This window comes from Pantoea sp. RG18 (assembly GCF_025910075.1).
In the GTDB taxonomy this organism is placed as follows: domain Bacteria; phylum Pseudomonadota; class Gammaproteobacteria; order Enterobacterales; family Enterobacteriaceae; genus Pantoea; species Pantoea agglomerans.
In genome coordinates this window covers 362574-386254 of sequence record NZ_JAPCIL010000006.1, presented here as the reverse complement: position 1 = coordinate 386254, position 23681 = coordinate 362574, and the positions used below count along the sequence as shown (strand labels likewise).

Below are 23681 nucleotides of genomic sequence, written 5' to 3'. Positions count from 1 at the left end.
ATGCAGATATCGCGGGAAGCGATACGCCGTCCGGTTGAGCAGCCGGTGGCACTGCTGCTGCTGACGCTGCTGACTCTGGCGCTGGTGGCATTGCCGTTTCTGAACTTCGCCCCGAACCGTCTGGTGGCGGGTGAACCGCTGATGGGTTGGCAGATTAGCAGCTTCGGGCTGTTGCTGCTGCCGCTGGTGACGCTGTGGCTGCTGCTGTGGCGGCATCCGACCCGCATCACGCTGATGCTGGCGCTGCTGGCGGCAGAACTGATGCTGGCGGTGATTATCTGGCTCAGCGGTCATCAGGCCACTTTACTCAGCCAGCAGGGCAGCCGTCTGGCGCGCACCAGCTTTGCCAGCGGACTGTGGTGCAGCGGCGCGCTGATCCTGCTGATGATCACCGATCAGGTGCGGCAACTGACCCGCCATCGGCTGGCACAGCTGCTGCTCAATCTGCAGGTCTGGCTGTTGCCGCTGCTGCTGCTGTTCAGTGGCCAGCTCAGCGATCTCTCCCTGCTGAAAGAGTATGCCAACCGCCACGCGGTGTTTGATGCCGCGCTGAGCCGTCATCTCACCCTGCTGGCGGGAACGGTGCTGCCTGCGCTGATGATTGCGCTGCCGCTGGGCGTCACGCTGTTCCGGCGGCCTGGCTGGCAGGGTGGGGTGTTCGGCGTGCTGAATGTGATTCAGACTGTTCCCTCGGTGGCGCTGTTTGGTCTGCTAATTGCGCCGCTGGCCGGATTGGCTCAGCAGTTTCCGTGGCTCGGCGACTGGGGCATCAGCGGCATTGGGATGGCTCCGGCGCTGATCGCGCTGGTGCTTTACGCCCTGCTGCCGCTGGTGCGCAGCGTGGTGGTGGGGCTGCAACAGGTGCCGCACGAGGTGCGTGAGAGTGCACGTGGCGTCGGCATGAGTGGCTGGCAGCAGTTTATTGCGGTGGATGTGCCGCTGGCGCTGCCGGTCTGGCTGGCGGGCCTGCGGGTAGTGGTGGTACAGACGCTGGGCATGGCGGTGGTGGCGGCGCTGATTGGCGCGGGCGGCTTTGGCGCAATTATTTTCCAGGGACTGTTAAGCAGTGCGCTTGATTTGGTGTTGCTGGGAGTAATCCCGGTGATTGCGCTGGCGGTGGTCATTGATGCGCTGTTCCGCCTGCTGATCTCACTGCTGGAGAGAAAAGATGATTGAGTTTGACGGCGTTTCCCGCGCGTTTAACGGTAAAGCGGCGGTGAAAGATCTGTCGTTACAGGTGGCGAAAGGGGAGTTTTGCGTGCTGCTTGGCACCTCTGGTTCGGGCAAATCGACCACCCTGAAGATGATCAACCGGCTGGTGGAGTTTGACAGTGGTGAAATCCGCTTTGCCGGAGAGTCGATTCGTCAGCTCGATGCCCGCACGCTGCGGCGGCGCATGGGTTACGCCATTCAGTCAATTGGTCTGTTTCCGCACTGGACGGTGCGGAAGAATATCGCCACGGTGCCAGTGCTACTGGGCTGGCCCCGGGCACAGGTCAATGAACGTATCACGGCGCTGCTGGCGCTGCTGAATCTTGATGCGCAGCTGCTGGACCGCTATCCGCATCAGCTCTCGGGTGGGCAGCAGCAGCGCATCGGCGTGGCGCGGGCGCTGGCGGCGGATCCGGAGGTGTTACTGATGGATGAGCCGTTTGGCGCACTCGACCCGGTGACGCGCGGGGTGCTGCAACAGGAGATGTTGCGCATTCATCAACTGTCGGGCCGTACCATCGTGCTGGTGACGCATGACATCGACGAAGCGCTGACGCTGGCGGACCGCATTGTGCTGATGGATAACGGCGAGATTGTTCAGCAGGGCAGGCCAGTCGAGCTGCTCACCCAGCCGAAAAATGATTTTGTGCGCGACTTCTTTGGCCGCAGCGAAATGGGAGTACGGCTGCTGTCGCTGGAGCAGGTCGGTAATGCCGTGCGGCGCGGCGAGTGGCTGCCGGGCGAACCGATCGCTGCGGCACTGACGCTGCGCGATGCCCTTTCGCAGTTTATCGCCCGGCGTACCGATAAACTGCCGGTCATTGACGATCAGCAGCGGCCGCTGGGCGTACTCCACTTTGGCGATCTGCTGCAACTGCGCGAGGATTTAACATGCGCAGGCTAAGGGATCCGCTGCTGTGGCTGGTGCTGTTCTACGGCGCGCTGCTGACCCTGATGCCTTACAGCGGGCCGCTGTTTCACCGCTGGTTTCCCGAACTGGCGCGGCCTCTCTATCAGCAGGAGAGCTTCTGGCAGCTGACGCTGGCGCATCTGTTTCTGGTGATCACCGCCAGCCTGCTGGCGATTGTGATTGGTATTGGCAGTGGTGTGTTGGTGACACGGCGGGCGGGGCGGGCCTTCCGGCCGCTGATGGAAACCATTGTGGCGGCAGGGCAGACGATTCCGCCGGTGGCGGTGCTGGCAATTGCGGTGCCGGTGATGGGATTTGGCGCCTGGCCCGCAGTCGTGGCGCTGCTGCTCTATGGATTGCTGCCGATTTTACAGGGGACGCTGGCGGGTATTGATAGCGTACCGGCCAGCAGCCGGGAGATCGCCATCGGGGTCGGCATGAGTAGCTGGCAACGGCTGTGGCAGATTGAGCTGGCGCTGGCTGCGCCGGTCATCATCGCCGGGATACGCACCTCGGTGATCATTAACATCGGCACCGCTGCCATCGCCTCGACGGTCGGCGCGAAAAGTCTGGGATCGCCGGTGATTATCGGCTTAAGCGGCTTTAATACAGCCTATGTCATTCAGGGGGCATTACTGGTGGCGCTGCTGGCGATAGTCAGCGATCGCCTGTTTGAACGCCTGCAGCGCTGGCTTAGCGTGAGTGAACGATGAGAGAGTATCCCACCAGCATCAGACCGCCGGTGCCACCTGCCGCCATAATAAAAAACAGCGTGGCGAAGAAAGCTTTTTTACAGTTCATGGGTAAAACCTGAGCTCGTTAACAGTGAGGCGGGGATAATAGCGCGCGCAAGGCAGCAGGCAAAGTGCCCGGCGTGCGTTTTTGTTATCAGGCGGGATCGTGCAACCGCACGGCATAGCCCTGTTCCTGCCAGTGTGACAGCTGTTCCTGCTGGCGGCGGGTCAGTTTTTTACCGGTAAAGACAAACATATTCATGCCGGGAAAGAGTTCAGGACGCGGTAAATCCAGCGGTTCTGCCAGCACATCAATCCGCCAGCCATGCTGCGACAGACGCCAGCCTTCCAGCCAGATTCGGGTACGATCGTCGATACCCCAGCCAATAATCAGCGCATCTTTACCCGATTTTTTGCGGCTGCCGGTCAGGCAGAACGCGACATAATCGATCAGCAAACCATCCAGCAGACTGCACATGGTGCGGGCGGTGTTCTGGTCCAGACTCAGCTTCTGGCGCACCGGCATAAAAACATGGTCGATCAGCGCATCAATCGGATGTTCGCGACCAATCGCGGCAATTTTATTACGAAGTTTAGCGGGTCTGACATGACGCAGGACGCTGATCAGCTCATCCTGGAGTGTGGTCCAGCCGTCATGGGCATCAACATCGCCACCTTCCAGCAGTGCCTTAACTTTACCGACCGGCACGCCGCTTTCAATCCAGCGCATAATTTCTTCGATGCGATGAACATCTTCTTCGTCAAACTGACGATGTCCGCCTTCGGTACGTTGCGGCTTCAGTAAGCCATAACGACGCTGCCAGGCGCGCAGGGTGACTGGGTTTATGCCACAGCGCTCGGCGACGTCACCGATACTGTATAAGGTCATAAATTCCTCTTTCGATTGGTCTGAGTGCAATTACCATAACGAAGCCGACTAAGTTGTACAATACATTTCTCGATGTACAACTTGACTGATACGCCGTTTCTCCGTTATATCTCATATAAGAGAATTATTCCCAAATATGAGAAATCACCATGTCAGAGCTGAATACGGAGCAACGACTGGCGGTGAGGCTGGCAGAATTACGCCTGCAACGCGGCTGGTCGCTGGATGAACTTGCTGTCGCAACGGGCATCAGTCGTGCGTCATTATCGCGCATTGAGCGAAGCGAGACCAGCCCTACTGCTGCGCTGCTTAACCGTCTGTGTGTTGCCTACGGATTAACGATGTCGCGCCTGCTCAGTGAAGTGGAGGAGGAGTCCAGTTTGCTGATCAGAGATGACCAGCAGCCCGTGTGGCAGGATGAATCCAGCGGATTTATTCGCCGGAATGTTTCACCTCCTGCGCTTCATTTCCGATGCGAACTGGTTGAGGGCAAATTACGGCCCGGTGCACGTATAGATTACGATGCGCCACCCATTCAGGGGCTGGAGCAGCATATCTGGCTACGCGAAGGCGGCCTCACCGTCACGATGGGGGCGCAGCAGTGGGCGCTGAAGCCCGGTGATTGCTTACGTTTTCATCTGGTCGGGAAATCGGCTTTTGAGGCGCACCTGACTGACGGCGCGCGCTATTTACTGGTGGTGGCGAAAACATGATCAATTACAGAATACTTCGCGCCGACGAAGCGCAACCGCAATTGGATGAACTCACAGCGGTGCTGCAGGGCTGTGTGGCAGACGGCGCCAGCGTCGGCTTTATTGATGCTGAAGACGAAGAGGTGATGACGCGATTCTGGCAGCAGCGGATTGCCGCTCTGGCAGACGGCGACAGCGAACTATTCGTTGCGCGGCAGCACGGTCGCATCGTGGGCACGGTCATTCTCAATGGCAGCGCCATGCCTAATGGCCGACACCGGGCGGAGATCAGCAAACTGCTGGTGCATCCGCAGGCGCGCCGTCAGGGCATCGCGCGTGAGCTGATGCAGCGCGCTGAGCAGCAGGCCCGTGCGCAGGGCAAAACGCTGCTGGTGCTGGATACGCGCAGCGGCGATGTCGCCAGCGATCTCTATCGCTCGCTGGGCTGGCAGGTGGCGGGGTCGATCCCGTTTTATGCCGAATCCACCGCGGGCGTGCTGGATGCCACCACCTATATGTACAAAGTGCTGGCGTAGCCAGCCGCTAGCTCATGCGGCTGGCCTTTCTTCGTGCCGGACCGGCCCGGGTTGACGGGCTGCCCGCACGACCCTGAAACGGGCAACTGCTGAAATTTACGACGTCGCACGAAAAATTCGGCGCGAAAGCTGACGCCAACAGGATACTGTGTAAAAATACAGGCCATATTTTCGGTGTGGTAACGCAAATCATGGCCCTGACAGCCGCAGTAAAAAGCCAGATAGCGCAGTGGTATAAAGCGCTTCAGCAGCAGGTGCCTGACTTCATCCCACGTGCGCCGCAGCGCCAGATGATCGCCGAAGTGGCGAAATGCCTGGCGGGCGACGATTCGCGCCATCTGGCGGTTGAAGCGCCAACCGGCGTGGGCAAAACCCTCTCTTATCTGATCCCGGGCATCGCCGCCAGCCGCGCCCAGGAGAAGCGGCTGGTGATCAGCACCGCCAACGTGGCGCTGCAGGATCAAATCTTCACCAAAGATCTGCCGCTGCTGAAAAAAATCATTCCCGATCTCACCTTTACCGCCGCCTTTGGTCGCGGGCGCTATGTCTGTCCGCGTAATCTGGCGGCGATGGCGGCTGATGACGATGAGCAGGGCGATCTGCTGCTTTATCTGGACGATGACGCCGTCAGCAGCACTAAAGAGGAGCAGACGCAGTGTGGCCGGTTGCAGAAATCGCTGGATCGCTATCAGTGGGATGGCCTGCGCGACCACAGCGACGAGAACGTCAGCGACAGCCTGTGGCAGCGGCTCTCCACCGACAAAGCGAGCTGCCTTGGCGCACACTGTCGCTGGTATCGTGAATGCCCGTTCTTTGTGGCGCGGCGCGAAATCGAGCAGGTCGATGTAGTGGTGGCGAACCATGCGCTGGTCATGGCAGCAATGGAGAATGAGTCGGTGCTGCCACCGGCAAAAAACCTGATGCTGGTGCTGGATGAAGGGCATCACCTGCCGGAAGTGGCCCGCGATGCGCTGGAGATGAGCGCCGACATCACGCCGGGCTGGAGCAGCCTGCAGCTCGACCTCTTTATCAAGCTGGTGGAGAGCATTATGACGCAGATGCGGCCAAAATCGCCGCCGCCGCTGGCTAACCCGGAGCGCCTGAAAGCGCACTGCGATGAGCTGCGCGAACTGCTGACGATTACCGCTCAGGCGCTGAATCCGCTGCTGCCACCGCATAACCAGCCGGGCGAATTCCGCTTTGTGCTGGGCGCGTTGCCGCAGGAGCTGCTGGATCTCTGCGCCCGGCTCTTTAAGCTCAGCGATGCGCTGCGCGGCCTGAGTGAAGGTTTGATTAATGCGCTGAGCGAGCAGACCGGCAAGGTGGATGTGGTGCGACTGCATCGCAATCTGCTGCAGCTCAATCGCCAGTTTGGCTGGTTCGAATCGGTCAGCAAACTGTGGCGGCTGGCGGCGATGGAAAAAGCCTCTGGCGCGCCGGTATCGAAGTGGATCACCCGTGAGCTGCGCGAAGGTCAGGCGCACCTGCTGTTTCACTGCGCTGGCATCCGCGTCAGCGACCAGCTGGAGAAGATGCTGTGGCGTAAAATTCCGCACGTGGTCGTGACCTCCGCCACCCTGCGATCGCTTAACAGTTTCAACCGCCTGCAGGAGATGTCGGGACTCAGCGAGAAGGCGGGCGACCGATTTGTGGCGCTGGACTCCCCGTTTAACCACGTGGAGCAGGGCAAGCTGGTGATCCCGCAGATGCGCTATGAGCCGCTGATGACGCACGAAGCGGAGCATATCGCGGAGATGGCCGGTTTCTTCCGGCAGCAGATGGCGGAGAAAAAGCACAAAGGCGTGCTGGTGCTGTTTGCCAGCAACCGGGCGATGCAGCAGTTTGTCGCCTGTCTGCCCGACCTGCGCCTCTCAATGCTGGTTCAGGGCGATCAGCCGCGCAGCCGCCTGGTCGATCTGCATCGTCAGCGCGTCGCCAAAGGGGAAACCAGCATCCTGATTGGCCTGCAGTCGTTTGCCGAAGGGCTGGATCTTAAAGGCGATCTGCTGAGTCAGGTGCATATCCACAAAATCGCTTTTCCCCCGGTAGACAGTCCGGTAATTTTGACCGAAGGCGAGTGGCTGAAAAGCCTGAAACGCTATCCGTTTGAGGTGCAGAGCTTACCCAGCGCCTCTTTTACCCTGATTCAACAGGTCGGACGCCTGATTCGCAGCCATCAATGTTATGGCGAAATCGTCATTTACGACCGCCGTCTGCTGAGCAAATCCTACGGCAGCCGGCTATTAGCGGCGCTGCCGATCTTCCCGATTGAGCAGCCGGAAACGCCAGAGCCGGCAGCGATACCGGCCACCGTGGTGCCAAAAAATACGGTGCGTAAACGACGTCCCACGCGGCGCTGAGCCGCGCACTTAACCGGAAGCGAGTGATGGAACTGAATAAAATCATTAAAGAGATTGGTCGCGGTAAAAATCATGCCCGCGATATCGACTTTGATACTGCCGTGGCGCTCTATGGCGCGATGCTGGCGGGCGAGGTGCCGGACCTGGAGCTGGGCGGCATTCTGATTGCGCTGCGTATTAAAGGCGAAGGCGAAGCGGAAATGCGCGGCTTTTATCAGGCGATGCAGGCGCAGATGATGCAACTGCAGGCGCCGGAAAACCGCCCGATGCCGATTGTGATCCCCAGCTACAACGGTGCGCGTCGGCAGGGCAATCTCACGCCGTTGCTGGCGCTGCTGCTGGTGAAACTCGGCTTCCCGGTGCTGGTGCATGGCGTCAGCGACGACGCGACGCGCATCACCAGTGAAGCGGTGTTTGCCGCGCTGGGTATTACCCCCGTCACCACCGCAGAGGCGGCGCAGGCAAAACTCGATCAGGGCGAACTCGCCTTTATCACCATCGATCATCTCTGCCCGCCAATGGCGAAACAGCTGTCGCTGCGCTGGCGAATGGGCGTGCGTAACAGCGCGCATACGCTGGCAAAACTGGCGACCCCGTTTGCCGAACGTGCGGCGCTGCGTCTGTCGAGCGTGTCGCATCCGGAGTATGTGCCGCGTGTGGCGAAATTCTTCAGTGACATCGATGCGCCTGCGATACTGCTCAATGGCACCGAAGGGGAAGTCTATGCCAATCCACAGCGCTGCCCGGCGATCAGCATGATTCAGGGCGCAGGCGCAGAAGCGGAAGTGTGGGTTGAGCGTCAGCCCGAAGTGGCCGTTGAACTGCCGGCCGATAAGACGGCAGAGGTAACCGCGCGCTGGATTGAGCAGGTGCTGAATCAGCAGCGGCCGGTGCCCGCATCACTGCGACTTCAACTCGCCTGCTGCCTGCGCGCCAGCGGCCAGTGCGACTCGCTGGCGGCGGCAGAGCAGCAGATCCTCGCCGCCGGTTACTGACTCAGGCTGCTGGCAGCGCCTGTTCAACCAGGTTCTGCCAGAAAGTAATGCCAATTGGCAGCAGCGCGTCGTTGAAGTCATAGCGGGCGTTGTGCAGCGGGGCGGAAGGCGTGTCGCCATCCGCGCCCAGCCAGAAGTAAGCACCCGGACAGGCCTCCATCATGCAGGCAAAATCTTCAGACGCCATCGACGGATTAACCTGCCACTGAACCTGTTCGGCCCCCAGCGTCGCCAGCGCCACCTCGCGTACCTGCTCAGCCGGGACCGCATGGTTGGCGGTCACCGGATAGCCCGGTAACCACTCAATCTCACCGCTGACGCCAAACGGACGTGGCAGGGTAGCGACAAACTCATCAATCAGCCCGCGTACTTTTTCGCGCACGCTGGTCTGCAGGCAGCGCACCGTGCCGCGCAGCACAATCTGTTCCGGGATCACGTTGATCGCTTCGCCACCGTGGATCTGCGTCACGCTGACCACCGCCGAGGCGAGCGGCGAGAGCCGACGTGACGGAATCGTCTGCAGCGCCAGAATCAGCTCGGCCGCCACCACCATTGGATCGGCACCGCTTTCCGGCATCGCCGCGTGGCAGCTTTTGCCGTGCAGGGTAATCTCAAACGAATCCAGCGACGCCATCATGGCGCCAGGGTTAACCGCCAGTGACCCCAGCGGCAGGCCCGGCCAGTTGTGCATCGCATAGATCGCATCCATCGGGAAGCGCTGGAACAGTCCCTCTTCCACCATTTTGCGCGCACCGCCCAGGTTCTCTTCGGCAGGCTGAAAAATGAAATGTACCGTGCCGCTGAACTGGCGTGTGGCGGCCAGCTGTCGGGCGGCGGCCAGCAGAATGGCGCTGTGACCGTCGTGCCCGCAGGCGTGCATCACGCCGGGAGTGGCGGAGCGCCATTCAGTGTCGCCTTTTTCCGTAATCGGCAGCGCATCCATGTCCGCACGCAGCCCGATAACCGGGCCGGGACCGTTTTCCAGCGTGCCGATCACGCCGGTGCCCGCCAGACCACGAAACACCTGCAATCCCGCCCGCTCTAACTCATCAGCGATAAACTGGCTGGTTTGCTGTTCCTGGTAACCTAATTCGGGGTGGCGATGAAACTCACGGCGCCAGCGCAGGGCATCTTCAAGCAGGGCAGGGGAAAGGGTCATGCAGAGTCGCGCTCCATACAGAATGAGAAGATTTCACTTTAGAGGTCGGGTGGCGCTGCGTCTATCGCCGGCAGGACGAAATCTGGCTATAGGCTAAATCAAAATGGAATAAGTAATAAGGAAGTGATGTCCGGGCAGGGCTTCAGAAGGGAAAAATGCGACGAAAACGGGGCAAGCCGCTGCCCGCCCCGTTCAGCGTATTACTTCTGCATCGGCAGATTCAGGTCATGCTCTGCCGCGCAACTTTGTGCCAGCTCATAACCCGCGTCGGCATGACGCATCACGCCGGTGGCCGGGTCATTCCACAACACCCGACCCAGACGCGCATCCGCCTCTTTGCTGCCGTCACAGACAATCACCATACCGGCGTGCTGCGAGAAGCCCATACCGACACCGCCGCCGTGATGCAGGCTGACCCAGGTCGCACCGCCTGCGGTATTCAGCAGCGCGTTGAGCAGCGGCCAGTCTGAGATCGCATCCGAGCCATCCTTCATCGCTTCGGTTTCACGGTTAGGTGAGGCAACCGAGCCGCAGTCGAGATGGTCGCGGCCAATCACCACCGGCGCTTTCAGCTCGCCGTTGCGCACCATTTCATTGAACGCCAGACCGGCAAGATGCCGTTCGCCCAGTCCCAGCCAGCAGATACGTGCTGGCAGTCCCTGGAAGGCGATGCGCTCCTGCGCCATATCCAGCCAGCGATGCAGCGTTTTGTGGTGCGGAAACAGTTCTTTGAGTTTCGCGTCGGTCTTGTAGATATCTTCCGGATCGCCGGACAGCGCCACCCAGCGGAACGGGCCTTTTCCTTCGCAGAACAGCGGACGGATGTAGGCCGGTACAAAGCCAGGGAAGTCGAAGGCGTTGCTGACACCCTCATCCAGCGCTACCTGACGGATATTGTTGCCGTAATCCACGGTCGGGATGCCCATATGACAGAAGTCGAGCATCGCCTGCACGTGGACCGCCATTGAGGCACGCGCCGCTTTCTCCACTGCCTTCGGCTGTGAGACGCGCTCCTGCTGCCAGCGCGCCAGATCCCAGCCAGCCGGCAGATAGCCATTAATCGGATCGTGTGCCGAGGTCTGATCGGTGACGATGTCCGGTTTTGGCCCGCCCGCCCGGGCGCGTTTCACCAGCTCCGGCAGGATCTCGGCGGCATTGCCCAGCAGCCCGACCGAAATCGCTTTTTTCGCCGCGGTCGCTTCGCTGATTAACGCCAGCGCTTCATCCAGCGTGGTGGCTTTGTAATCTACATAGCGGGTACGCAGGCGGAAATCGATGCGCGACTCCTGACACTCAATCGCCAGCACACAGGCCCCGGCCAGAACGCCCGCCAGCGGTTGCGCGCCGCCCATGCCGCCCAGCCCGGCGGTGAGGATCCAGCGTCCGCTGAGGTCGTTGTTGTAGTGCTGACGTCCCGCTTCCACGAAGGTTTCGTAGGTGCCCTGCACGATGCCCTGCGCGCCGATATAGATCCAGGAACCGGCGGTCATCTGGCCGTACATCATCAGGCCCGCTTTATCCAGCTCATGGAAGTGATCCCAGGTCGCCCAGTGCGGCACCAGATTGGAGTTCGCCAGCAGCACGCGGGGTGCATCCGCGTGGGTGCGGAAGATGCCGACCGGCTTGCCGCTCTGGATCAGCAGGGTTTCATCCGGCTGCAGTGCCCGCAGCGAACGCAGGATCTGTTCGAAGCACTCCCAGTTACGCGCCGCCTTACCGATGCCGCCGTAAACCACCAGATCTTCCGGCCGCTCGGCAACATCGGGATCGAGGTTGTTCTGAATCATGCGGTAAGCGGCTTCAATCAGCCAGTTGGCGCAGTGCAGCGTGGTACCGTGAGGCGCGCGAATTTCACGTGCCACAGCCTGAGAAAGAGTTTCGCTCATGAAAGATTCCTTAATTCAAGAAGTTGGGCGCATGCTCGGCAGCAGCGCGGTCAATGCCTGAGGCCAGTCAGTGCGACTTGCCCACTGACGCATTGCCTCGATATCGGGAGCCAGCAGGCGATCCTCCTCAAGGAAGGCGACCTGCTCGCGAATGGTGTCGATGGCCTGCTCAATCAGCGCAGAGCTTTTCAGCGGCCGGTTGAATTCAATGCCCTGTGCGGCGGCCATCGCCTCAATGCCCACGACTGCGGCGCTGTTAAAGCACATGCTGCCGAGACGGCGGGCGGCGTAGGTCGCCATCGAGACGTGATCTTCCTGATTAGCGGAGGTCGGCAGGCTGTCGACGCTGCCCGGATGGGCCAGCGATTTGTTCTCAGAGGCCAGGGCTGCGGCGGTCACCTGGGCGATCATAAAGCCGGAGTTTACGCCGCCGTCGCGCACCAGGAAGGGCGGCAGACCCGACAAGCCGCTGTCCAGCAGCAGCGCCAGCCGCCGCTCGGAGATGGCCCCGACTTCGGCAATCGCCAGCGCCAGGATGTCAGCAGCAAAAGCCACCGGCTCGGCGTGGAAGTTACCGCCGGAGATCACATCGCCGCTGTCGCTGAACACCAGCGGGTTGTCAGAGGCCGCGTTCGCTTCGATTTCCAGAATCCGCGCGGCGTGGCTGAAGTTGTCCAGGCAGGCACCCATCACCTGTGGCACGCAGCGGATGGAGTAGGGATCCTGAACGCGGCCGCAATGCGTATGCGACAGCACTATTTCACTGCCCTCAATCAGGGTGCTGACGGCAGCGGCGACCGCAATCTGACCATGCTGGCCGCGCGCCTGATGGATACGGGCGTCGAACGGTTTTAGCGAGCCTTTAATCGCCTCCAGCGACAGCGCACCGGCCATCAGACCAGCGGCAAACAGGTTTTCACCCTCAAACAGGCCGCGCAGCGCCAGCGCAGTTGAGACCTGGGTGCCGTTAAGCAGCGCCAGTCCCTCTTTCGGGCCGAGTACAAACGGCGACAGGCCCACGCTTGCCAGGCCTTCGGTGGCCGGGATCAACTCACCCCTGAGCCGGACCTGACCTTCGCCCAGCAGCATCAGGGACATGTGCGCCAGCGGCGCCAGATCGCCGGAGGCACCGACCGAGCCTTTTTCCGGGATGCAGGGCATGACACCCGCATTGAACAGCGCCAGCAACGCCTCAACCAGTTCGATTCGCACGCCAGAGTGACCGCGTGCCAGGCTGATGATTTTGGTGGCGACCACCAGACGGGTAACATTGTCGGGCAGCAGATCGCCCAGCCCGACGCTGTGTGACAGCACCAGATTACGCTGCAGATCCGCCAGCCGACTGGCCGGGATCTGCGTCTGCGCCAGCTTGCCGAAGCCGGTATTAATGCCATACACCACGTTGCCGGAGGCGACAATCGCATCCACGGTCTGCTGCGCCGCCGCAATCGCCTGACGCGCGGGCTCATCAAGCGTCAGCGTGACGTTGCCCTGATAGATAGCGCGTAATGTGGCGAGGTCCACCTCGCCTGGCACCAGGCGCAAAACCTGAAACGAACCTGACATAGTCTACTCCTGTCTATACAAGTGTGCTGGTGTGGCTAAACTGCTCTCCTTGCCCTGATCCAGCGGAATAATACGAGTGAAACATAAGCGTTAATTCTTGTCTATGCTTGTCTATACAATCAAAGGGAGCAAGCAAGTGCCGTGCCAGGCCGATCACAAAAATCGATTGCCCGTCCGCTGCGGGTTGACTATTTAGCGCTACTCAGAGGCTGCACCATCAGGATGCGCAGACTGCACCATTGGGGCACCGCGCAGCGTACTGGATGTATATACATTCACACGGTGAGACAGTAGACTTAGGGGACTTTCAGCATAAGGAACAGCAAATGGTTGAGCATACGGCACTGGCACAACTGGCGGCGGCAATGAGCGATGAGCCTGCCCCGATTTATCAGCGGGTGAAGCAGGCCATCGTCAGCCAGATCCGTGAAGGGTTGTGGAAAGCGAATCAGCGTGTGCCATCAGAAAGTGAACTGGTTAATGAACTGGGCGTCAGCCGCATGACCATTAACCGGGCGCTGCGTGAACTCACCAGCGAAGGCTTTCTGGTGCGGATGCAGGGCGTTGGAACCTTCGTGGCGGAGATGAAAGGCTACACCGCCATGCTGGAGGTGCATAACATCGCCGATGAGATCGCTCAGCGCGGCCATCAGCACAGCTGCAAAATTCTCGCCATCGGCCAGGACAAAGCCGATCCAGAGCAGGCGGCGGTGCTGGGACTGACCACCGGGCAGACGCTCTATCATTCGCTGATTGTGCATTACGAAAATGATCTGCCGGTGCAGCTGGAGGACCGTCTGGTCAATCCGCTGGTCGCACCCGATTACCTGACGCAGGATTATCAGCAGATGACGCCTTACACCTATCTGATGCGCGTCGCGCCGCTGACGGCGGGCGAGCACATTGTTGAAGCGGTGTTGCCCGATGCGCGTCAGCGTAAACATCTGTCGGTGGATGAGCACGAACCCTGCCTGCTGATTCGCCGTCAGACCTGGAGCGACACTAAAATCGTGACCTATGCGCGGCTGCTCTATCCCGGCTCACGTTACAAACTACTGGGCCGCTTCAGGGGACACGGTTAAGACGGGTAAACAGCAGCCGGGCATCGGTATCGCACGGGCTGAATGCTGTTTCTTCATCGACCCACCACGCGCCCTGCTGCGCAGTCAGCCGTTCCCCGTCAGCCATCTGCCAGGCGCCAGCCAGCACCCAGGCAATGCCATGCAGAGTGCTGACCGGCGTGGTCACCACCTCCACCGCTGCCTGCCATTCCCCGCGCCGCGTCATAATATTAAAATCTTCGCTGACGCTGCCCTGCAGCTTTGCCGTTAAGGCGAGTTCGCCGGCAAACGCCCAGGGCTGCTGAGGCGTCAGTAAGTGCTGCACGCCCGGCGCGGTCAGCAACACCGGATCGCCATGCAGCAGGGTAATCACCCGATCAATGTCAGGAAAGGCTGAGAAGGGGCCATCCTGCGCCAGCGTCGCAATGCTGGCGCGCCAGCCGAAGCGCTCCGCGCCGGGTGGAAAGCTGATGATTTCGCGGGTTTCGCCGCCGCCGTTGCGCCAGCGGCTGACCGCCAGCTCCGCGTACGTGAACCGGGCGATCATCGCAGCGCCTCCATCGCCTGAGCAAAGCGGGCGGCACACGCCGTCTGGTGCGGATGCACCCCATCTTCTACCACGGCTTTACCCGCCACATAAACGTCCCGAATCTGATCGCGCTGCCCGGCAAAGAGCCAGCGGTTGAGGACGGCGTGCGACCCGACGCTGCCGAGCCACGCCTCATCCCGCAGCACCAGCCAGTCGGCACGTTGTCCCACCGCCAGCGTGCCCTGCTGAATGCCACACGCCTGCGCACCGCCCGCTGCTGCCTGTTGCCACAGCAGATCGCCTACCGACGGCTGGCCGGGCAGGGTAATCCGGTTGCGACGCTGGTCGCGCAGTCGCTGAGCATACTCCAGCCAGCGCAGCTCCTCCTGGGCGCTCAGCGAGACGTGACTGTCAGAGCCGATGCCCCAGCGTCCGCCCTGCGCGATGTACTCCACTGCCGGAAAGATGCCGTCACCGAGGTTGGCTTCGGTGGTCGGGCAGAGACCCGCCACTGCGCCGCTGCGGGCGAGACGCGCCAGCTCACTCTCATCCAGATGGGTGGCGTGGATCAGGCACCAGCGCGCATCCACCTCAAAGCGGTTCAGCAGCCAGGCCACCGGACGCTCGCCGCTCCACGCCAGCGAGTCATTCACCTCTTTCTGCTGTTCAGCCACATGGATATGTACCGGCAGTGTCAGATCACTGGCCGCCAGCACGTCCTGCATCTGGCTTTCACTCACCGCCCGCAGTGAATGGAAACAGAGGCCACGGTTCAGCAGTGGCCTTTGCTGCTGCCACGTATCAAGCCGCGCCTGCTGTTGCAGATAGCGGTCGGTCTGCTGGATAAAACGCTTCTGACCCGCCGACGCTGGCTGGCTGCCGAAGCCGCTGTAGCTGTAGAGCACCGGCAGCAGCGTCTGGCCGATACCGGCGATCTCCGCCGCTTCAATCAGCTGTTGCAGCATCGCATCATCACTGTAGGGCGCACCCTGTGTGTCGTGGTGCAGGTAGTGAAACTCTGCCACCTGGGTGTAGCCGCCTTTCAGCATCTCGATGTAGAGCAGGGCGGCAATATCGCCCACCTGTTGCGGCGTCAGGCGCTGCACCATGCGGTACATCAGATCCCGCCACGTCCAGAAACTGTCCTGAGGATCGCCCGCCACTTCAGCCAGACCCGCCATGGCACGCTGGAAGGCGTGCGAGTGCAGGTTGGCGATTGCCGGGATCACCTCGCCGTTGAGCCGGATAGCCTGATCAGCGTGGCTATCCGGAGTAATAGAGTCGATAAAACCGGCCTGATTGACCGTGATACGCACCTGCTGCTGCCAGCCCTCCGCCAGCAGGGCACGCGAGGCAAAAAAAGTCGCCATGGTTGATCCTCATCGGATGTGGTTGTATATACATATACATACTTTGAGGCACAGTGTAAACGGCGGAGGCATGAGGTAACGATGGCAGAAGAGATGCGCGTAGAGACGGTGTGGACCGGGGCTGACCTGGTCACCATGCGTGACGGAAAGTACCATCTTATCCCGCAGGGGGCGCTGGTGGTGCGGGCGGGCAGGCTGGTGTGGGTCGGGCCGCAGGCGGAGATGCCCGCGTTCGTCGCCGATCAGCATCATCATCTGCCGGGCGGCATCGTGACCCCGGGGCTGGTGGATTGTCATACCCATCTGGTGTTTGGCGGCGACCGCAGCCAGGAGTTTGAACAGCGCCTGAATGGCGTCAGCTATGCAGAGATTGCCGCGCAGGGCGGTGGCATCCTCTCAACCGTGCGCGCTACCCGCGCCGCCACTGAAGAGGAACTGGTGGCATCGGCTCGCTGGCGGCTTAACCGCCTGCTGGCTGAGGGCGTCACCACCGTGGAGATCAAGTCCGGCTATGGCCTGGATGAAGAGAGCGAACTGCGGATGCTGCGGGCGATTCGCCAGCTGGGAGAGAGCGTAGCTGCTGACGTGCGCGCCACCTGTCTGGCGGCACATGCTTTTCCGCCGGAGTTTAAGCACGACCCGGATGGCTGGGTCGATATCATCTGCGAACGGCTGCTGCCGCAGGTGCAGGCACTGGGACTGGCGGATGCGGTGGATGCGTTCTGCGAGCATCTCGCCTTTTCACCGCTGCAGGTGGCGCGGGTGTTTGATCGGGCAGTGGCGCTTGGCATGCCGGTGAAACTGCATGCGGAGCAGCTCTCGGCGTCAGGTGGCGCAGCACTGGCGGCGCGCTATGGGGCGCTCTCTGCCGACCACCTTGAATATGCCACCGAGGAGGATGCCAGAGCGATGGCACAGCATGGCACCGTGGCGGTACTGCTGCCTGGTGCATTTTATCTGCTGCGGGAGACCCAACGTCCGCCGGTGGATCTCTTCCGGCGCTATGGCGTGCCGATGGCGCTGGCCAGCGATGCCAATCCCGGCACCTCGCCTGCGCTGTCGCTGCGTCTGATGCTTAATATGGGCTGTACCCTGTTTGGCATGACGCCGGAAGAGGCGCTGGCGGGCGTCACGCTGTGGGGGGCAAAAGCGCTGGGGCTGGCTGACAGTCACGGCTCGCTGGAGGCGGGAAAAGTGGCGAACTTCGTTCACTGGCCGCTGGCCCGTCCGGCAGAACTGGTTTACTGGCTGGGTGGTGAACTGCCCTGTACCGTTATCTATCGTGGAGAACCGCAATGAACCCTTTCCATTTTACCCAGGGCAGTCTGCCGCTGCTGGTCAGCATTCCCCACGCCGGTACCGAGCTGACGCCCGACGTGGAAGCCGGATTGAGTGAGGCCGCGCGCGGCTTACCCGACACCGACTGGCATATTCCCCTGCTGTATGATTTTGTGCGTGATCTCGGAGCCAGCGTGTTAATCGGCCGCTACTCCCGCTTTGTGGTCGATCTCAATCGCCCGCCCGATAACCAGCCGCTCTACACCAGCGCCACCACCGGCCTGTTCCCGGAAACCCTGTTCGACGGCACACCGACCTTTGCGGCAGGCAAAACACCCGACGACACGGCGCGTCAGGGCTACATCGATCAGATCTGGCAGCCCTATCATCAGCAGATTCAACAGGAGCTGGCGCGGCTCAAAGCGCAGCATGGCTATGCGCTGCTGTTTGACGCCCACTCTATCGCCAGTGAAATTCCCCGCCTGTTTGACGGCCGTCTGCCCGATATCAACATCGGCACCAACGACGGCGCAAGCTGCACGCCAGCAATGAGTGCGGCGCTGGAGGCCGTGTGCGCGGCGCAGAACGACTACAGCTGGGTGATTAACGGGCGCTTTAAAGGCGGTTACATCACCCGTGCCTACGGTCAGCCGCAGCAGCAAATTGAGGCGGTCCAGCTGGAGCTGGCGCAGCTCAACTACATGGATGAAACCCCACCTTACGCCTGGCAGCAGGCGCGTGCCGCCCGGTTGCAGAACGTGCTGAAGGCACTGATCCACGCCATGCTGGCGCAGGCTAAATCGCAATAAAACTCACCAGAGCGATGCGCCACTCCGGTGCATCGCTGCCCTGATTAAGTGCAGCGGCGGGCAGGTCGCCTGCCAGCTCACAGACTCCCGCCGCTTTTTTCCACCTCTGCAGAGCTGGCATAACCTTTGCTTGGTTGTATGTACAAGTGCAGCAGCACCGCCATCTGCGTAATAAATTCTGTCTGGCTCACAAAACGATAAAGCCGGCAATGAACTGTGCTGCGTTAACTTGTATATACATGACATATCATCCTGTGAAATTTATGTTAAATCTCGTCAGGGCGATCACCAGGCCGCTACTTTCAGGAGAACCGTATGACGCACCCTCTGACTCTTCGTCGTTTATGTCTCACTACGCTGGTTTCCAGCCTGCTGCTCTGTGGCGTCAGCGCCCAGGCCAAAGAGTGGAAGTCGATCACCATTGCCACCGAAGGCAGTTATGAACCCTGGAACCTCACCCTGCCAGGCGGCAAGCTGGGCGGTTTTGAACCGGAGCTGATGGCCGATCTCTGCCAGCGTATGGCAATACAGTGCAAGCTGGTGGTGCAGAACTGGGATGGAATGATCGCCGGTCTGAATGCCGGAAAATATGACGTGATCATGGATGCAATTGTGATCACCCCCGAGCGCAAGAAAGTGATCAATTTCACCGTGCCCTACGCCTCAACGCCCGCCACCTTCATCACGGTGAAAGGGTCGTTGATGCCTGCCGACAATAAGATCATCAAACTTACCGACGATGAGAAAACCGTGGAGCCTGCCATCGCACCCCTGAAAGCGGCGCTGAAGGGCAAAACCATCGGTATCGCCTCCGGCACCGTCTACACGCCGTTTATCGACAAGTACTTCAAAGAGGTGGCGGATGTGCGGGAATACACCAGCTCAGCCGATGCGATCCTTGATTTGCAGGCGGGGCGTATTGACGCGGTGTTTGACGATGTGACCTTTGCGCAGTCGATGCTGGCGCGACCGGATAACCGTAACCTCAGCTTTAGCGGTCCGCAGCTGGGCGGCCCAATCTGGGGTGAGGGCGAGGCGATGGGCGTGCGCATGGCAGACAACGATCTGAAAGCCCGGCTGGATCAGGCGATCAAAGCCGCGCTGGCCGATGGCACAGTGAAAAAGCTGAGCGAGAAGTGGTTCAAAACTGACGTCACACCCTGAGTGAGGTAACTGATGATAAGCCTGCTGAGTTTTGGCCCGGAGGGCTGGGGACGGTTGATTCTGAGTGCCACGCTGACGACGTTGCTGCTCTCATTTGCCGCGCTGCTGGTCGGTGCGGTAGTGGGATCGGGCGTTGCCGCTGCAAAGTTATCCCCGCACCGCGCGGTGCGCTGGGCAGGGGAAGGCTACTCGGTGATCTTTCGTGGCATCCCTGAGCTGCTGGTGATCTACCTGTTCTACTTCGGCGGATCGGGATTGATCACGCAGATCGGACAACTGTTTGGCGCGGACGGGTTTATCGAAGCGCCGCCGTTTCTGATCGGGGCGCTGGCCATCGGGCTTATCTCCGGCTCTTACCAGGCGGAAGTCTATCGTGCCGCACGGCTGGCCCTGGCGAAAGGGGAGATCGAAGCCGCTGTCGCTATTGGTATGCCGCGCTGGCGTATCCGGCAACGCATCCTGCTGCCGCAGGTGGCGCGCTATGCGCTGCCTGGCCTGTCAAACGTCTGGCAGATGAGCCTGAAAGACTCGGCGCTGGTGTCAGTGACCGGCATTGTCGAGCTGATGCGGGCCAGCCAGATTGCGGCCGGCTCCACCCGTGATTACTTCTCCTTTTATCTGGTGGGCGGTGCCTGTTATCTGCTGCTGACGCTGCTGTCGAACCGCGCCTTTCTGCGGGCTGAATCCCGTCTTGGTCGCGCCTGGCAAAGCCGCACCGCTGCACAGCATTAAGGAGATTTATGATCGATTTCGCGTTCCTCACTGACACCTTCCTGAAACTCAGCGCCGCGTTGCCGGTTACGCTGGGCCTGTTTATCAGCGCCTTCCTGTGCGGCGGCGTGCTGGCGGTGGGTATTCTGGCGCTACGCATGAGCCGCTGGCGTCTGCTGAGTGCTTTTGCCCGTGGCTACATTCTGGTGTTTCGCGGCTCGCCGCTGATGATCCAGCTGTTTCTGATCTACTACGGTCTGGGGCAGTTTGGTGTGATCCGGCACAGTCTCTTCTGGCCGTTTCTGCGTGAGCCCTTTACCTGTGCGGTGCTGGCGCTGTCGCTCTGCACCGCCGCCTACACCGCGGAGATCCTGCGCGGCGCGCTGCTGGCTGTGCCGCCCGGTCAGGTGGAGGCGGGGATGGCGTGCGGCATGTCGCGCGGGCTGCTGCTGCGGCGCATTATCGCGCCGGTGATGCTGCGTTATGCGCTGCCCGCTTACTCCACCGAGGCGATTCTGCTGGTGAAGTCGACCGCGCTGGCCAGTCTGGTCACGGTCTGGGATGTCACCGGGGTGGCGCAGCAGATTATCCAGCGTACTTACCGCACCATGGAGGTGTTTCTCTGTGCGGCGGCAATCTACCTGATCCTCAACTTCATCATTGTGCAACTCTATGCCCTGCTGGAGCGGCGTCTGACGCCGGTTCATAAACCGGAAAAAAAGCCGTTACCGGCCGCTAAGCCGATTCCTGGAGGAAAATAAACATGTCTGAACTGCCACCCGTCACGCTGTCGGCCAGCGATATCCATAAATCCTTTGGCGCCATGGAGGTGCTGAAAGGCATCTCGCTGCAGGCGCACCAGGGCGATGTTATCTCAATACTCGGTGCCAGCGGCTCGGGCAAAAGTACGCTGCTGCGCTGCATTAATCTCCTTGAGACGCCTGACGCGGGCGTGGTCAGCGTGGGCGGTGAAACCATTGAGATGAAGCGCCATGCCCGGGGACACCAGCTGGCGGCTAATCCGCGTCAGATTGAGCGGCTGCGCTCCCGGCTCGGCATGGTGTTTCAGAGCTTTAACCTCTGGTCGCACCTGACGGTGCTGCAGAATGTCATTGAAGGGCCGCACTACGTCCTCAAGCGCGATAAAAAAGCCTGTATTGCCCAGGCGGAACAGCTGCTGGATCGGGTCGGTCTGCTGAATCGCAAAGATTTCTATCCCGCCCAGCTTTCAGGCGGTCAGCAGCAGCGGGTGGCGATCGCCCGGGCGCTGGCAATGGACCCGGAGGTGATGCTGTTTGATGAGCCAACTTCGGCACTCGATCCGGAACTGGTGGGCGAGGTGCTGAAGGTCATGCGCAGCCTGGCGGAAGAGGGCCGCACCATGCTGGTGGTGACCCATGAGATGGGTTTTGCCCGCAACGTCTCTAACCGGGTGGTGTTTATGCATCAGGGCACCATTGATTGTCAGGGCACGCCAGAGGCGATGTTCGGCGAGGCGGGATCGGCGCGCTTTAAGCAGTTTATCTCCAGTCATCATCAGGTGGAGCCGGTGGTATGAGCGACGTAATACGTCAGACGCTGGTCTGGGGCGATGGCCCGCTGAAATGGCAGGCGCTGGTGCAGGTCGCCCGGCACGGCGCCACCCTGACGCTGAGCGACAGTGCCTGGCAGCGCATTGCGCAGAGCCGTGAAATCGTCGGTAATATCGTGGCGGCGGGGCAGGTGGCTTACGGCATCAATACCGGGCTGGGGGCGTTGTGCAACATCACCCTGTCTGAAGATGAGCTGAGCCAGCTGTCGCGCAATACCCTGCTGAGTCATGCCTGTGGCGTCGGGCCGGTGCTGGCAAAATCCGAGGTCCGCGCCATTCTGTGCGCTGCGATTGCGAACTACAGCCACGGAAAATCAGGTGTTTCAGTGGCGCTGGTGCAACATCTCCTGGCGCTGCTAAACCTGCAGATTACGCCACAGGTACCGTCGCAGGGATCGGTGGGATATCTGACCCACATGGCGCATATCGGCCTGGCGCTGATTGGCATCGGCGAGGTGGAGTGGCAGGGCGAAATCGTGCCGGCGCAGCAGGCGCTGGCACAGGCGGGATTAGCCCCTTACCGGCCTGGCGCCAAAGAGGGGCTGAGCCTGGTCAACGGCACGCCCTGCATGACCGGCTTAGCCTGTCTGGCGCTGGACGATGCCGAACGGCTGCTGGACTGGGCAGACGTCACCGGTGCGATGAGCTTTGAAGCGCTGCGCGGTCAGCTGGTGGCGTTTGACCCTGAGGTGCTGGCGCTGAAGGCCAGCCCGGGGATTCAGCGCAGCGGCGAACGCCTGCGCCAGTTGCTGAGTGACAGCCCGCTGCTGAAAGCCAGCGTTGGCATCCGGACTCAGGATGCACTCAGTCTGCGCTCGATGCCGCAGGTGCACGGCGCCTGCCGCGATCAGTTTAGTCACGCTGTCCGTCAGGTGGAGACCGAACTCAACGCCTGTACCGACAATCCGCTGGTGCTTGGGACGCCGCAGGCCTGGCGCGTGGTGTCACAGTCCAATCCGCATGGCGAGTCGGTGGCAATGGCCTGCGACCTGCTGGCGATTGCGATGGCGGAGCTGGGCAGCATCGCCGAGCGACGGCTTGATCGGCTGGTGAATCCGCTGGTCAGCGGCCTGCCGCCATTTCTGGTGGCCGAGCCGGGCGTCAATTCCGGCATGATGATTGCGCAGTACGTGGCGGCGTCACTCTGCGCGGAGAACCGCCAGCTGGCGCAGCCTGCGGTGCTTGATAACTATGTCACTTCAGGATTACAGGAGGATCATCTGAGCCTCGGCACCGGCTCGGCGCTGAAGCTGCTGAAACTGGTCAGCAATGTTGATCACATTATCGCGATTGAGTATCTGCTCGCGGCGCAGGCGCTGGAGTTTCACGGTGAATCACAGCTGGCAGCAGGCACGCGGCGCGCCTGGCAGCATTTGCGGCAGGTTGTTGAGCGCTGGCAGCAGGATCGCTGGCTGGCACCCGACATCGCCTGCGCGGTAGCTCAGATTAAAGCGCACCGGGCCGATGCGCTTGTGGGGTGAGGATTACCTGCGGCGTGCGTCCGGACGGACTAAATCAAAACGTTGCGCTTCGCTGATGCCGTAATAGGCGCTGGGGCCGCCCGCGCGCAGAATCGGCTCGGCTTTAGCGGTCTGATAAATGCCCTCTTCCAGCAGCGATTCATCGATGTGAATCGCCACCGCTTCCCCCAGCACCAGCCAGCTGTCGATCAGATTGCCGCTGGCATCCTGCAGCTGAATCAGTTGCGTCAGGCGGCACTCGAAGTTGACCGGGCTCTCTGCCACCAGACTGGCGCTGACCTGAGAAGCCGCCAGCGGCGTTAAACCGGCAAAGGCGAACTCATCCTGATCGGCAGGCAGCGAGGCGGAACTTTCGTTCATCGCTTCCGCCAGCGGACGCGTCGCCAGGTTCCAGACAAACTCTTTGGTCTCAGCAATATTTCTCACGCTGTCTTTCCAGCCACTACTGGCGAAACCGATAATCGGTGGATGATAGTTGAAACAGTTAAAGAAGCTGTAAGGTGCCAGATTGTGCTGGCCGCTGCTGCTCACTGAGCTAATCCAGCCGATCGGGCGCGGCCCGATAATGGCGTTCAGCGGATCGTGCGGCAGACCGTGACCAGCACGGGGTTGATAGGAATAGCGTTTCCGGGTCATAACTTCTCCAGCAGGGAATTTTATTTATCTTAGCCCGACAGCATCGCCCGACGGAATCGGAAAGAGGTAAGCGGATGGTGCGGGTTTATTTTCCGCCGCCTACAGCGTATTG

The 23681-nt window shown here is 60.8% G+C and carries 23 protein-coding genes; 15 read left to right on the top strand and 8 right to left on the bottom strand.

All coding sequences use genetic code 11. The annotated features are described in order from the left end of the window. Genes OK409_RS08490 through OK409_RS08480 form a run of 3 tightly spaced genes read left to right on the top strand, consistent with a single transcriptional unit; the run spans position 1 to position 2835 of the window. A complete protein-coding gene (locus OK409_RS08490) occupies positions 1-1176 on the top strand; it encodes an ABC transporter permease (protein WP_191918999.1) in 1176 nt (391 codons plus the stop codon). Next, complete coding sequence (locus OK409_RS08485; RefSeq protein WP_010254263.1) at positions 1169-2116, top strand: ABC transporter ATP-binding protein; 948 nt, start codon at positions 1169-1171, stop codon at positions 2114-2116. Before OK409_RS08490 ends, OK409_RS08485 begins: the two co-directional genes overlap by 8 nt. Then, complete coding sequence (locus OK409_RS08480; RefSeq protein WP_010669716.1) at positions 2104-2835, top strand: ABC transporter permease; 732 nt, start codon at positions 2104-2106, stop codon at positions 2833-2835. Before OK409_RS08485 ends, OK409_RS08480 begins: the two co-directional genes overlap by 13 nt. Positions 2836-3010: 175 nt before the next feature. Here the strand turns inward: OK409_RS08480 and OK409_RS08475 are convergent, their stop codons facing one another. Beyond that, entirely contained in the window at positions 3011-3745 is a 735-nt protein-coding gene (locus OK409_RS08475; RefSeq protein ID WP_010254274.1) for a MerR family transcriptional regulator, read from the bottom strand. 149 nt (positions 3746-3894) lie between these two features. On the opposite strand from OK409_RS08475, the gene OK409_RS08470 reads away from it, so the two are divergent. The 4 genes from OK409_RS08470 (at position 3895) to ybiB (ending at position 8328) form a co-directional block, all read left to right on the top strand. Beyond that, complete coding sequence (locus OK409_RS08470; RefSeq protein WP_264366971.1) at positions 3895-4458, top strand: helix-turn-helix domain-containing protein; 564 nt, start codon at positions 3895-3897, stop codon at positions 4456-4458. Next, on the top strand, positions 4455-4973 hold the full coding sequence (locus tag OK409_RS08465; protein ID WP_264366970.1) for a GNAT family N-acetyltransferase: 519 nt from the start codon (positions 4455-4457) through the stop codon (positions 4971-4973). The genes OK409_RS08470 and OK409_RS08465 overlap by 4 nt, the downstream gene beginning before the upstream one ends. A 191-nt stretch (positions 4974-5164) precedes the next feature. Next, positions 5165-7333 carry an ATP-dependent DNA helicase DinG gene (gene dinG / locus OK409_RS08460; RefSeq protein WP_010254283.1) on the top strand — a complete coding sequence of 723 codons (2169 nt, stop codon included), beginning with the start codon at positions 5165-5167 and terminating at the stop codon, positions 7331-7333. A 26-nt stretch (positions 7334-7359) separates the two neighbouring features. Then, on the top strand, positions 7360-8328 hold the full coding sequence (ybiB, locus tag OK409_RS08455; RefSeq protein WP_122458992.1) for a DNA-binding protein YbiB: 969 nt from the start codon (positions 7360-7362) through the stop codon (positions 8326-8328). A gap of 1 nt (position 8329) precedes the next feature. Here the strand turns inward: ybiB and OK409_RS08450 are convergent, their stop codons facing one another. The 3 genes from OK409_RS08450 to hutH all read right to left on the bottom strand — a co-directional run bounded on the left by OK409_RS08450 (position 8330) and on the right by hutH (position 12939). Beyond that, positions 8330-9487 carry a M20 aminoacylase family protein gene (locus OK409_RS08450; RefSeq protein WP_010669721.1) on the bottom strand — a complete coding sequence of 386 codons (1158 nt, stop codon included), beginning with the start codon at positions 9485-9487 and terminating at the stop codon, positions 8330-8332. A gap of 200 nt (positions 9488-9687) precedes the next feature. Further along, positions 9688-11373, bottom strand: coding sequence for a urocanate hydratase (hutU, locus tag OK409_RS08445; protein WP_010254290.1), 1686 nt, complete (start codon positions 11371-11373; stop codon positions 9688-9690). A gap of 15 nt (positions 11374-11388) precedes the next feature. Continuing rightward, on the bottom strand, positions 11389-12939 hold the full coding sequence (hutH, locus tag OK409_RS08440) for a histidine ammonia-lyase (protein ID WP_010254298.1): 1551 nt from the start codon (positions 12937-12939) through the stop codon (positions 11389-11391). A gap of 326 nt (positions 12940-13265) precedes the next feature. Here hutH and hutC point away from each other — a divergent pair, with 326 nt between their 5' ends. Beyond that, positions 13266-14021, top strand: coding sequence for a histidine utilization repressor (gene hutC, locus OK409_RS08435; RefSeq protein ID WP_010254300.1), 756 nt, complete (start codon positions 13266-13268; stop codon positions 14019-14021). Here the strand turns inward: hutC and OK409_RS08430 are convergent. Both OK409_RS08430 and OK409_RS08425 read right to left on the bottom strand, forming a co-directional pair. Further along, entirely contained in the window at positions 14005-14547 is a 543-nt protein-coding gene (locus OK409_RS08430; protein WP_264366969.1) for a HutD family protein, read from the bottom strand. The two genes, hutC and OK409_RS08430, sit on opposite strands and share 17 nt — an antisense overlap. Continuing rightward, the gene (locus OK409_RS08425; protein ID WP_062758097.1) at positions 14544-15899 is read right to left on the bottom strand and encodes a formimidoylglutamate deiminase; all 1356 of its coding nucleotides are present in this window, start codon (positions 15897-15899) and stop codon (positions 14544-14546) included. Before OK409_RS08425 ends, OK409_RS08430 begins: the two co-directional genes overlap by 4 nt. A gap of 81 nt (positions 15900-15980) precedes the next feature. Between OK409_RS08425 and hutI the strand changes: the two genes are divergently transcribed. Beyond that, entirely contained in the window at positions 15981-17198 is a 1218-nt protein-coding gene (hutI, locus tag OK409_RS08420) for an imidazolonepropionase (protein ID WP_264366968.1), read from the top strand. Then, positions 17195-17986: an N-formylglutamate deformylase gene (hutG, locus tag OK409_RS08415; protein WP_245116773.1), complete on the top strand. Its 792-nt coding sequence runs from the start codon at positions 17195-17197 to the stop codon at positions 17984-17986. The genes hutI and hutG overlap by 4 nt, the downstream gene beginning before the upstream one ends. Here the strand turns inward: hutG and OK409_RS08410 are convergent. Continuing rightward, positions 17973-18107: a hypothetical protein gene (locus OK409_RS08410; protein WP_264353201.1), complete on the bottom strand. Its 135-nt coding sequence runs from the start codon at positions 18105-18107 to the stop codon at positions 17973-17975. The genes hutG and OK409_RS08410 overlap by 14 nt on opposite strands. Before the next feature lie 194 nt (positions 18108-18301). Between OK409_RS08410 and OK409_RS08405 the strand changes: the two genes are divergently transcribed. Genes OK409_RS08405 through OK409_RS08385 form a run of 5 tightly spaced genes read left to right on the top strand, consistent with a single transcriptional unit; the run spans position 18302 to position 22933 of the window. Beyond that, the gene (locus tag OK409_RS08405; RefSeq protein WP_264353200.1) at positions 18302-19150 is read left to right on the top strand and encodes a transporter substrate-binding domain-containing protein; all 849 of its coding nucleotides are present in this window, start codon (positions 18302-18304) and stop codon (positions 19148-19150) included. Positions 19151-19162: 12 nt separating this feature from the next. After that, on the top strand, positions 19163-19882 hold the full coding sequence (locus tag OK409_RS08400) for an ABC transporter permease (protein WP_010254310.1): 720 nt from the start codon (positions 19163-19165) through the stop codon (positions 19880-19882). Positions 19883-19890: 8 nt separating this feature from the next. Then, a complete protein-coding gene (locus tag OK409_RS08395) occupies positions 19891-20622 on the top strand; it encodes an ABC transporter permease (RefSeq protein ID WP_010254311.1) in 732 nt (243 codons plus the stop codon). Between the two features lie 2 nt (positions 20623-20624). Then, the gene (locus OK409_RS08390) at positions 20625-21419 is read left to right on the top strand and encodes an ABC transporter ATP-binding protein (protein WP_022625980.1); all 795 of its coding nucleotides are present in this window, start codon (positions 20625-20627) and stop codon (positions 21417-21419) included. Then, positions 21416-22933 carry an HAL/PAL/TAL family ammonia-lyase gene (locus OK409_RS08385; RefSeq protein WP_191924739.1) on the top strand — a complete coding sequence of 506 codons (1518 nt, stop codon included), beginning with the start codon at positions 21416-21418 and terminating at the stop codon, positions 22931-22933. The genes OK409_RS08390 and OK409_RS08385 overlap by 4 nt, the downstream gene beginning before the upstream one ends. Positions 22934-22936: 3 nt before the next feature. On the opposite strand, the gene OK409_RS08380 is transcribed toward OK409_RS08385, so the two are convergent. Next, positions 22937-23569, bottom strand: coding sequence for a flavin reductase family protein (locus tag OK409_RS08380; protein WP_022625978.1), 633 nt, complete (start codon positions 23567-23569; stop codon positions 22937-22939). Positions 23570-23681: the final 112 nt, after the last annotated feature.

Bases quoted from the DNA above. Each gene is read 5' to 3' on its own strand.
- OK409_RS08490 (WP_191918999.1), top strand. From the start codon at position 1: ATGCAGATATCGCGGGAAGCGATACGCCGTCCGGTTGAGCAGCCGGTG.
- OK409_RS08485 (WP_010254263.1), top strand. From the start codon at position 1,169: ATGATTGAGTTTGACGGCGTTTCCCGCGCGTTTAACGGTAAAGCGGCG.
- OK409_RS08480 (WP_010669716.1), top strand. From the start codon at position 2,104: ATGCGCAGGCTAAGGGATCCGCTGCTGTGGCTGGTGCTGTTCTACGGC.
- OK409_RS08475 (WP_010254274.1), bottom strand. From the start codon at position 3,745: ATGACCTTATACAGTATCGGTGACGTCGCCGAGCGCTGTGGCATAAAC.
- OK409_RS08470 (WP_264366971.1), top strand. From the start codon at position 3,895: ATGTCAGAGCTGAATACGGAGCAACGACTGGCGGTGAGGCTGGCAGAA.
- OK409_RS08465 (WP_264366970.1), top strand. From the start codon at position 4,455: ATGATCAATTACAGAATACTTCGCGCCGACGAAGCGCAACCGCAATTG.
- dinG (WP_010254283.1), top strand. From the start codon at position 5,165: ATGGCCCTGACAGCCGCAGTAAAAAGCCAGATAGCGCAGTGGTATAAA.
- ybiB (WP_122458992.1), top strand. From the start codon at position 7,360: ATGGAACTGAATAAAATCATTAAAGAGATTGGTCGCGGTAAAAATCAT.
- OK409_RS08450 (WP_010669721.1), bottom strand. From the start codon at position 9,487: ATGACCCTTTCCCCTGCCCTGCTTGAAGATGCCCTGCGCTGGCGCCGT.
- hutU (WP_010254290.1), bottom strand. From the start codon at position 11,373: ATGAGCGAAACTCTTTCTCAGGCTGTGGCACGTGAAATTCGCGCGCCT.
- hutH (WP_010254298.1), bottom strand. From the start codon at position 12,939: ATGTCAGGTTCGTTTCAGGTTTTGCGCCTGGTGCCAGGCGAGGTGGAC.
- hutC (WP_010254300.1), top strand. From the start codon at position 13,266: ATGGTTGAGCATACGGCACTGGCACAACTGGCGGCGGCAATGAGCGAT.
- OK409_RS08430 (WP_264366969.1), bottom strand. From the start codon at position 14,547: ATGATCGCCCGGTTCACGTACGCGGAGCTGGCGGTCAGCCGCTGGCGC.
- OK409_RS08425 (WP_062758097.1), bottom strand. From the start codon at position 15,899: ATGGCGACTTTTTTTGCCTCGCGTGCCCTGCTGGCGGAGGGCTGGCAG.
- hutI (WP_264366968.1), top strand. From the start codon at position 15,981: ATGGCAGAAGAGATGCGCGTAGAGACGGTGTGGACCGGGGCTGACCTG.
- hutG (WP_245116773.1), top strand. From the start codon at position 17,195: ATGAACCCTTTCCATTTTACCCAGGGCAGTCTGCCGCTGCTGGTCAGC.
- OK409_RS08410 (WP_264353201.1), bottom strand. From the start codon at position 18,107: ATGCCAGCTCTGCAGAGGTGGAAAAAAGCGGCGGGAGTCTGTGAGCTG.
- OK409_RS08405 (WP_264353200.1), top strand. From the start codon at position 18,302: ATGACGCACCCTCTGACTCTTCGTCGTTTATGTCTCACTACGCTGGTT.
- OK409_RS08400 (WP_010254310.1), top strand. From the start codon at position 19,163: ATGATAAGCCTGCTGAGTTTTGGCCCGGAGGGCTGGGGACGGTTGATT.
- OK409_RS08395 (WP_010254311.1), top strand. From the start codon at position 19,891: ATGATCGATTTCGCGTTCCTCACTGACACCTTCCTGAAACTCAGCGCC.
- OK409_RS08390 (WP_022625980.1), top strand. From the start codon at position 20,625: ATGTCTGAACTGCCACCCGTCACGCTGTCGGCCAGCGATATCCATAAA.
- OK409_RS08385 (WP_191924739.1), top strand. From the start codon at position 21,416: ATGAGCGACGTAATACGTCAGACGCTGGTCTGGGGCGATGGCCCGCTG.
- OK409_RS08380 (WP_022625978.1), bottom strand. From the start codon at position 23,569: ATGACCCGGAAACGCTATTCCTATCAACCCCGTGCTGGTCACGGTCTG.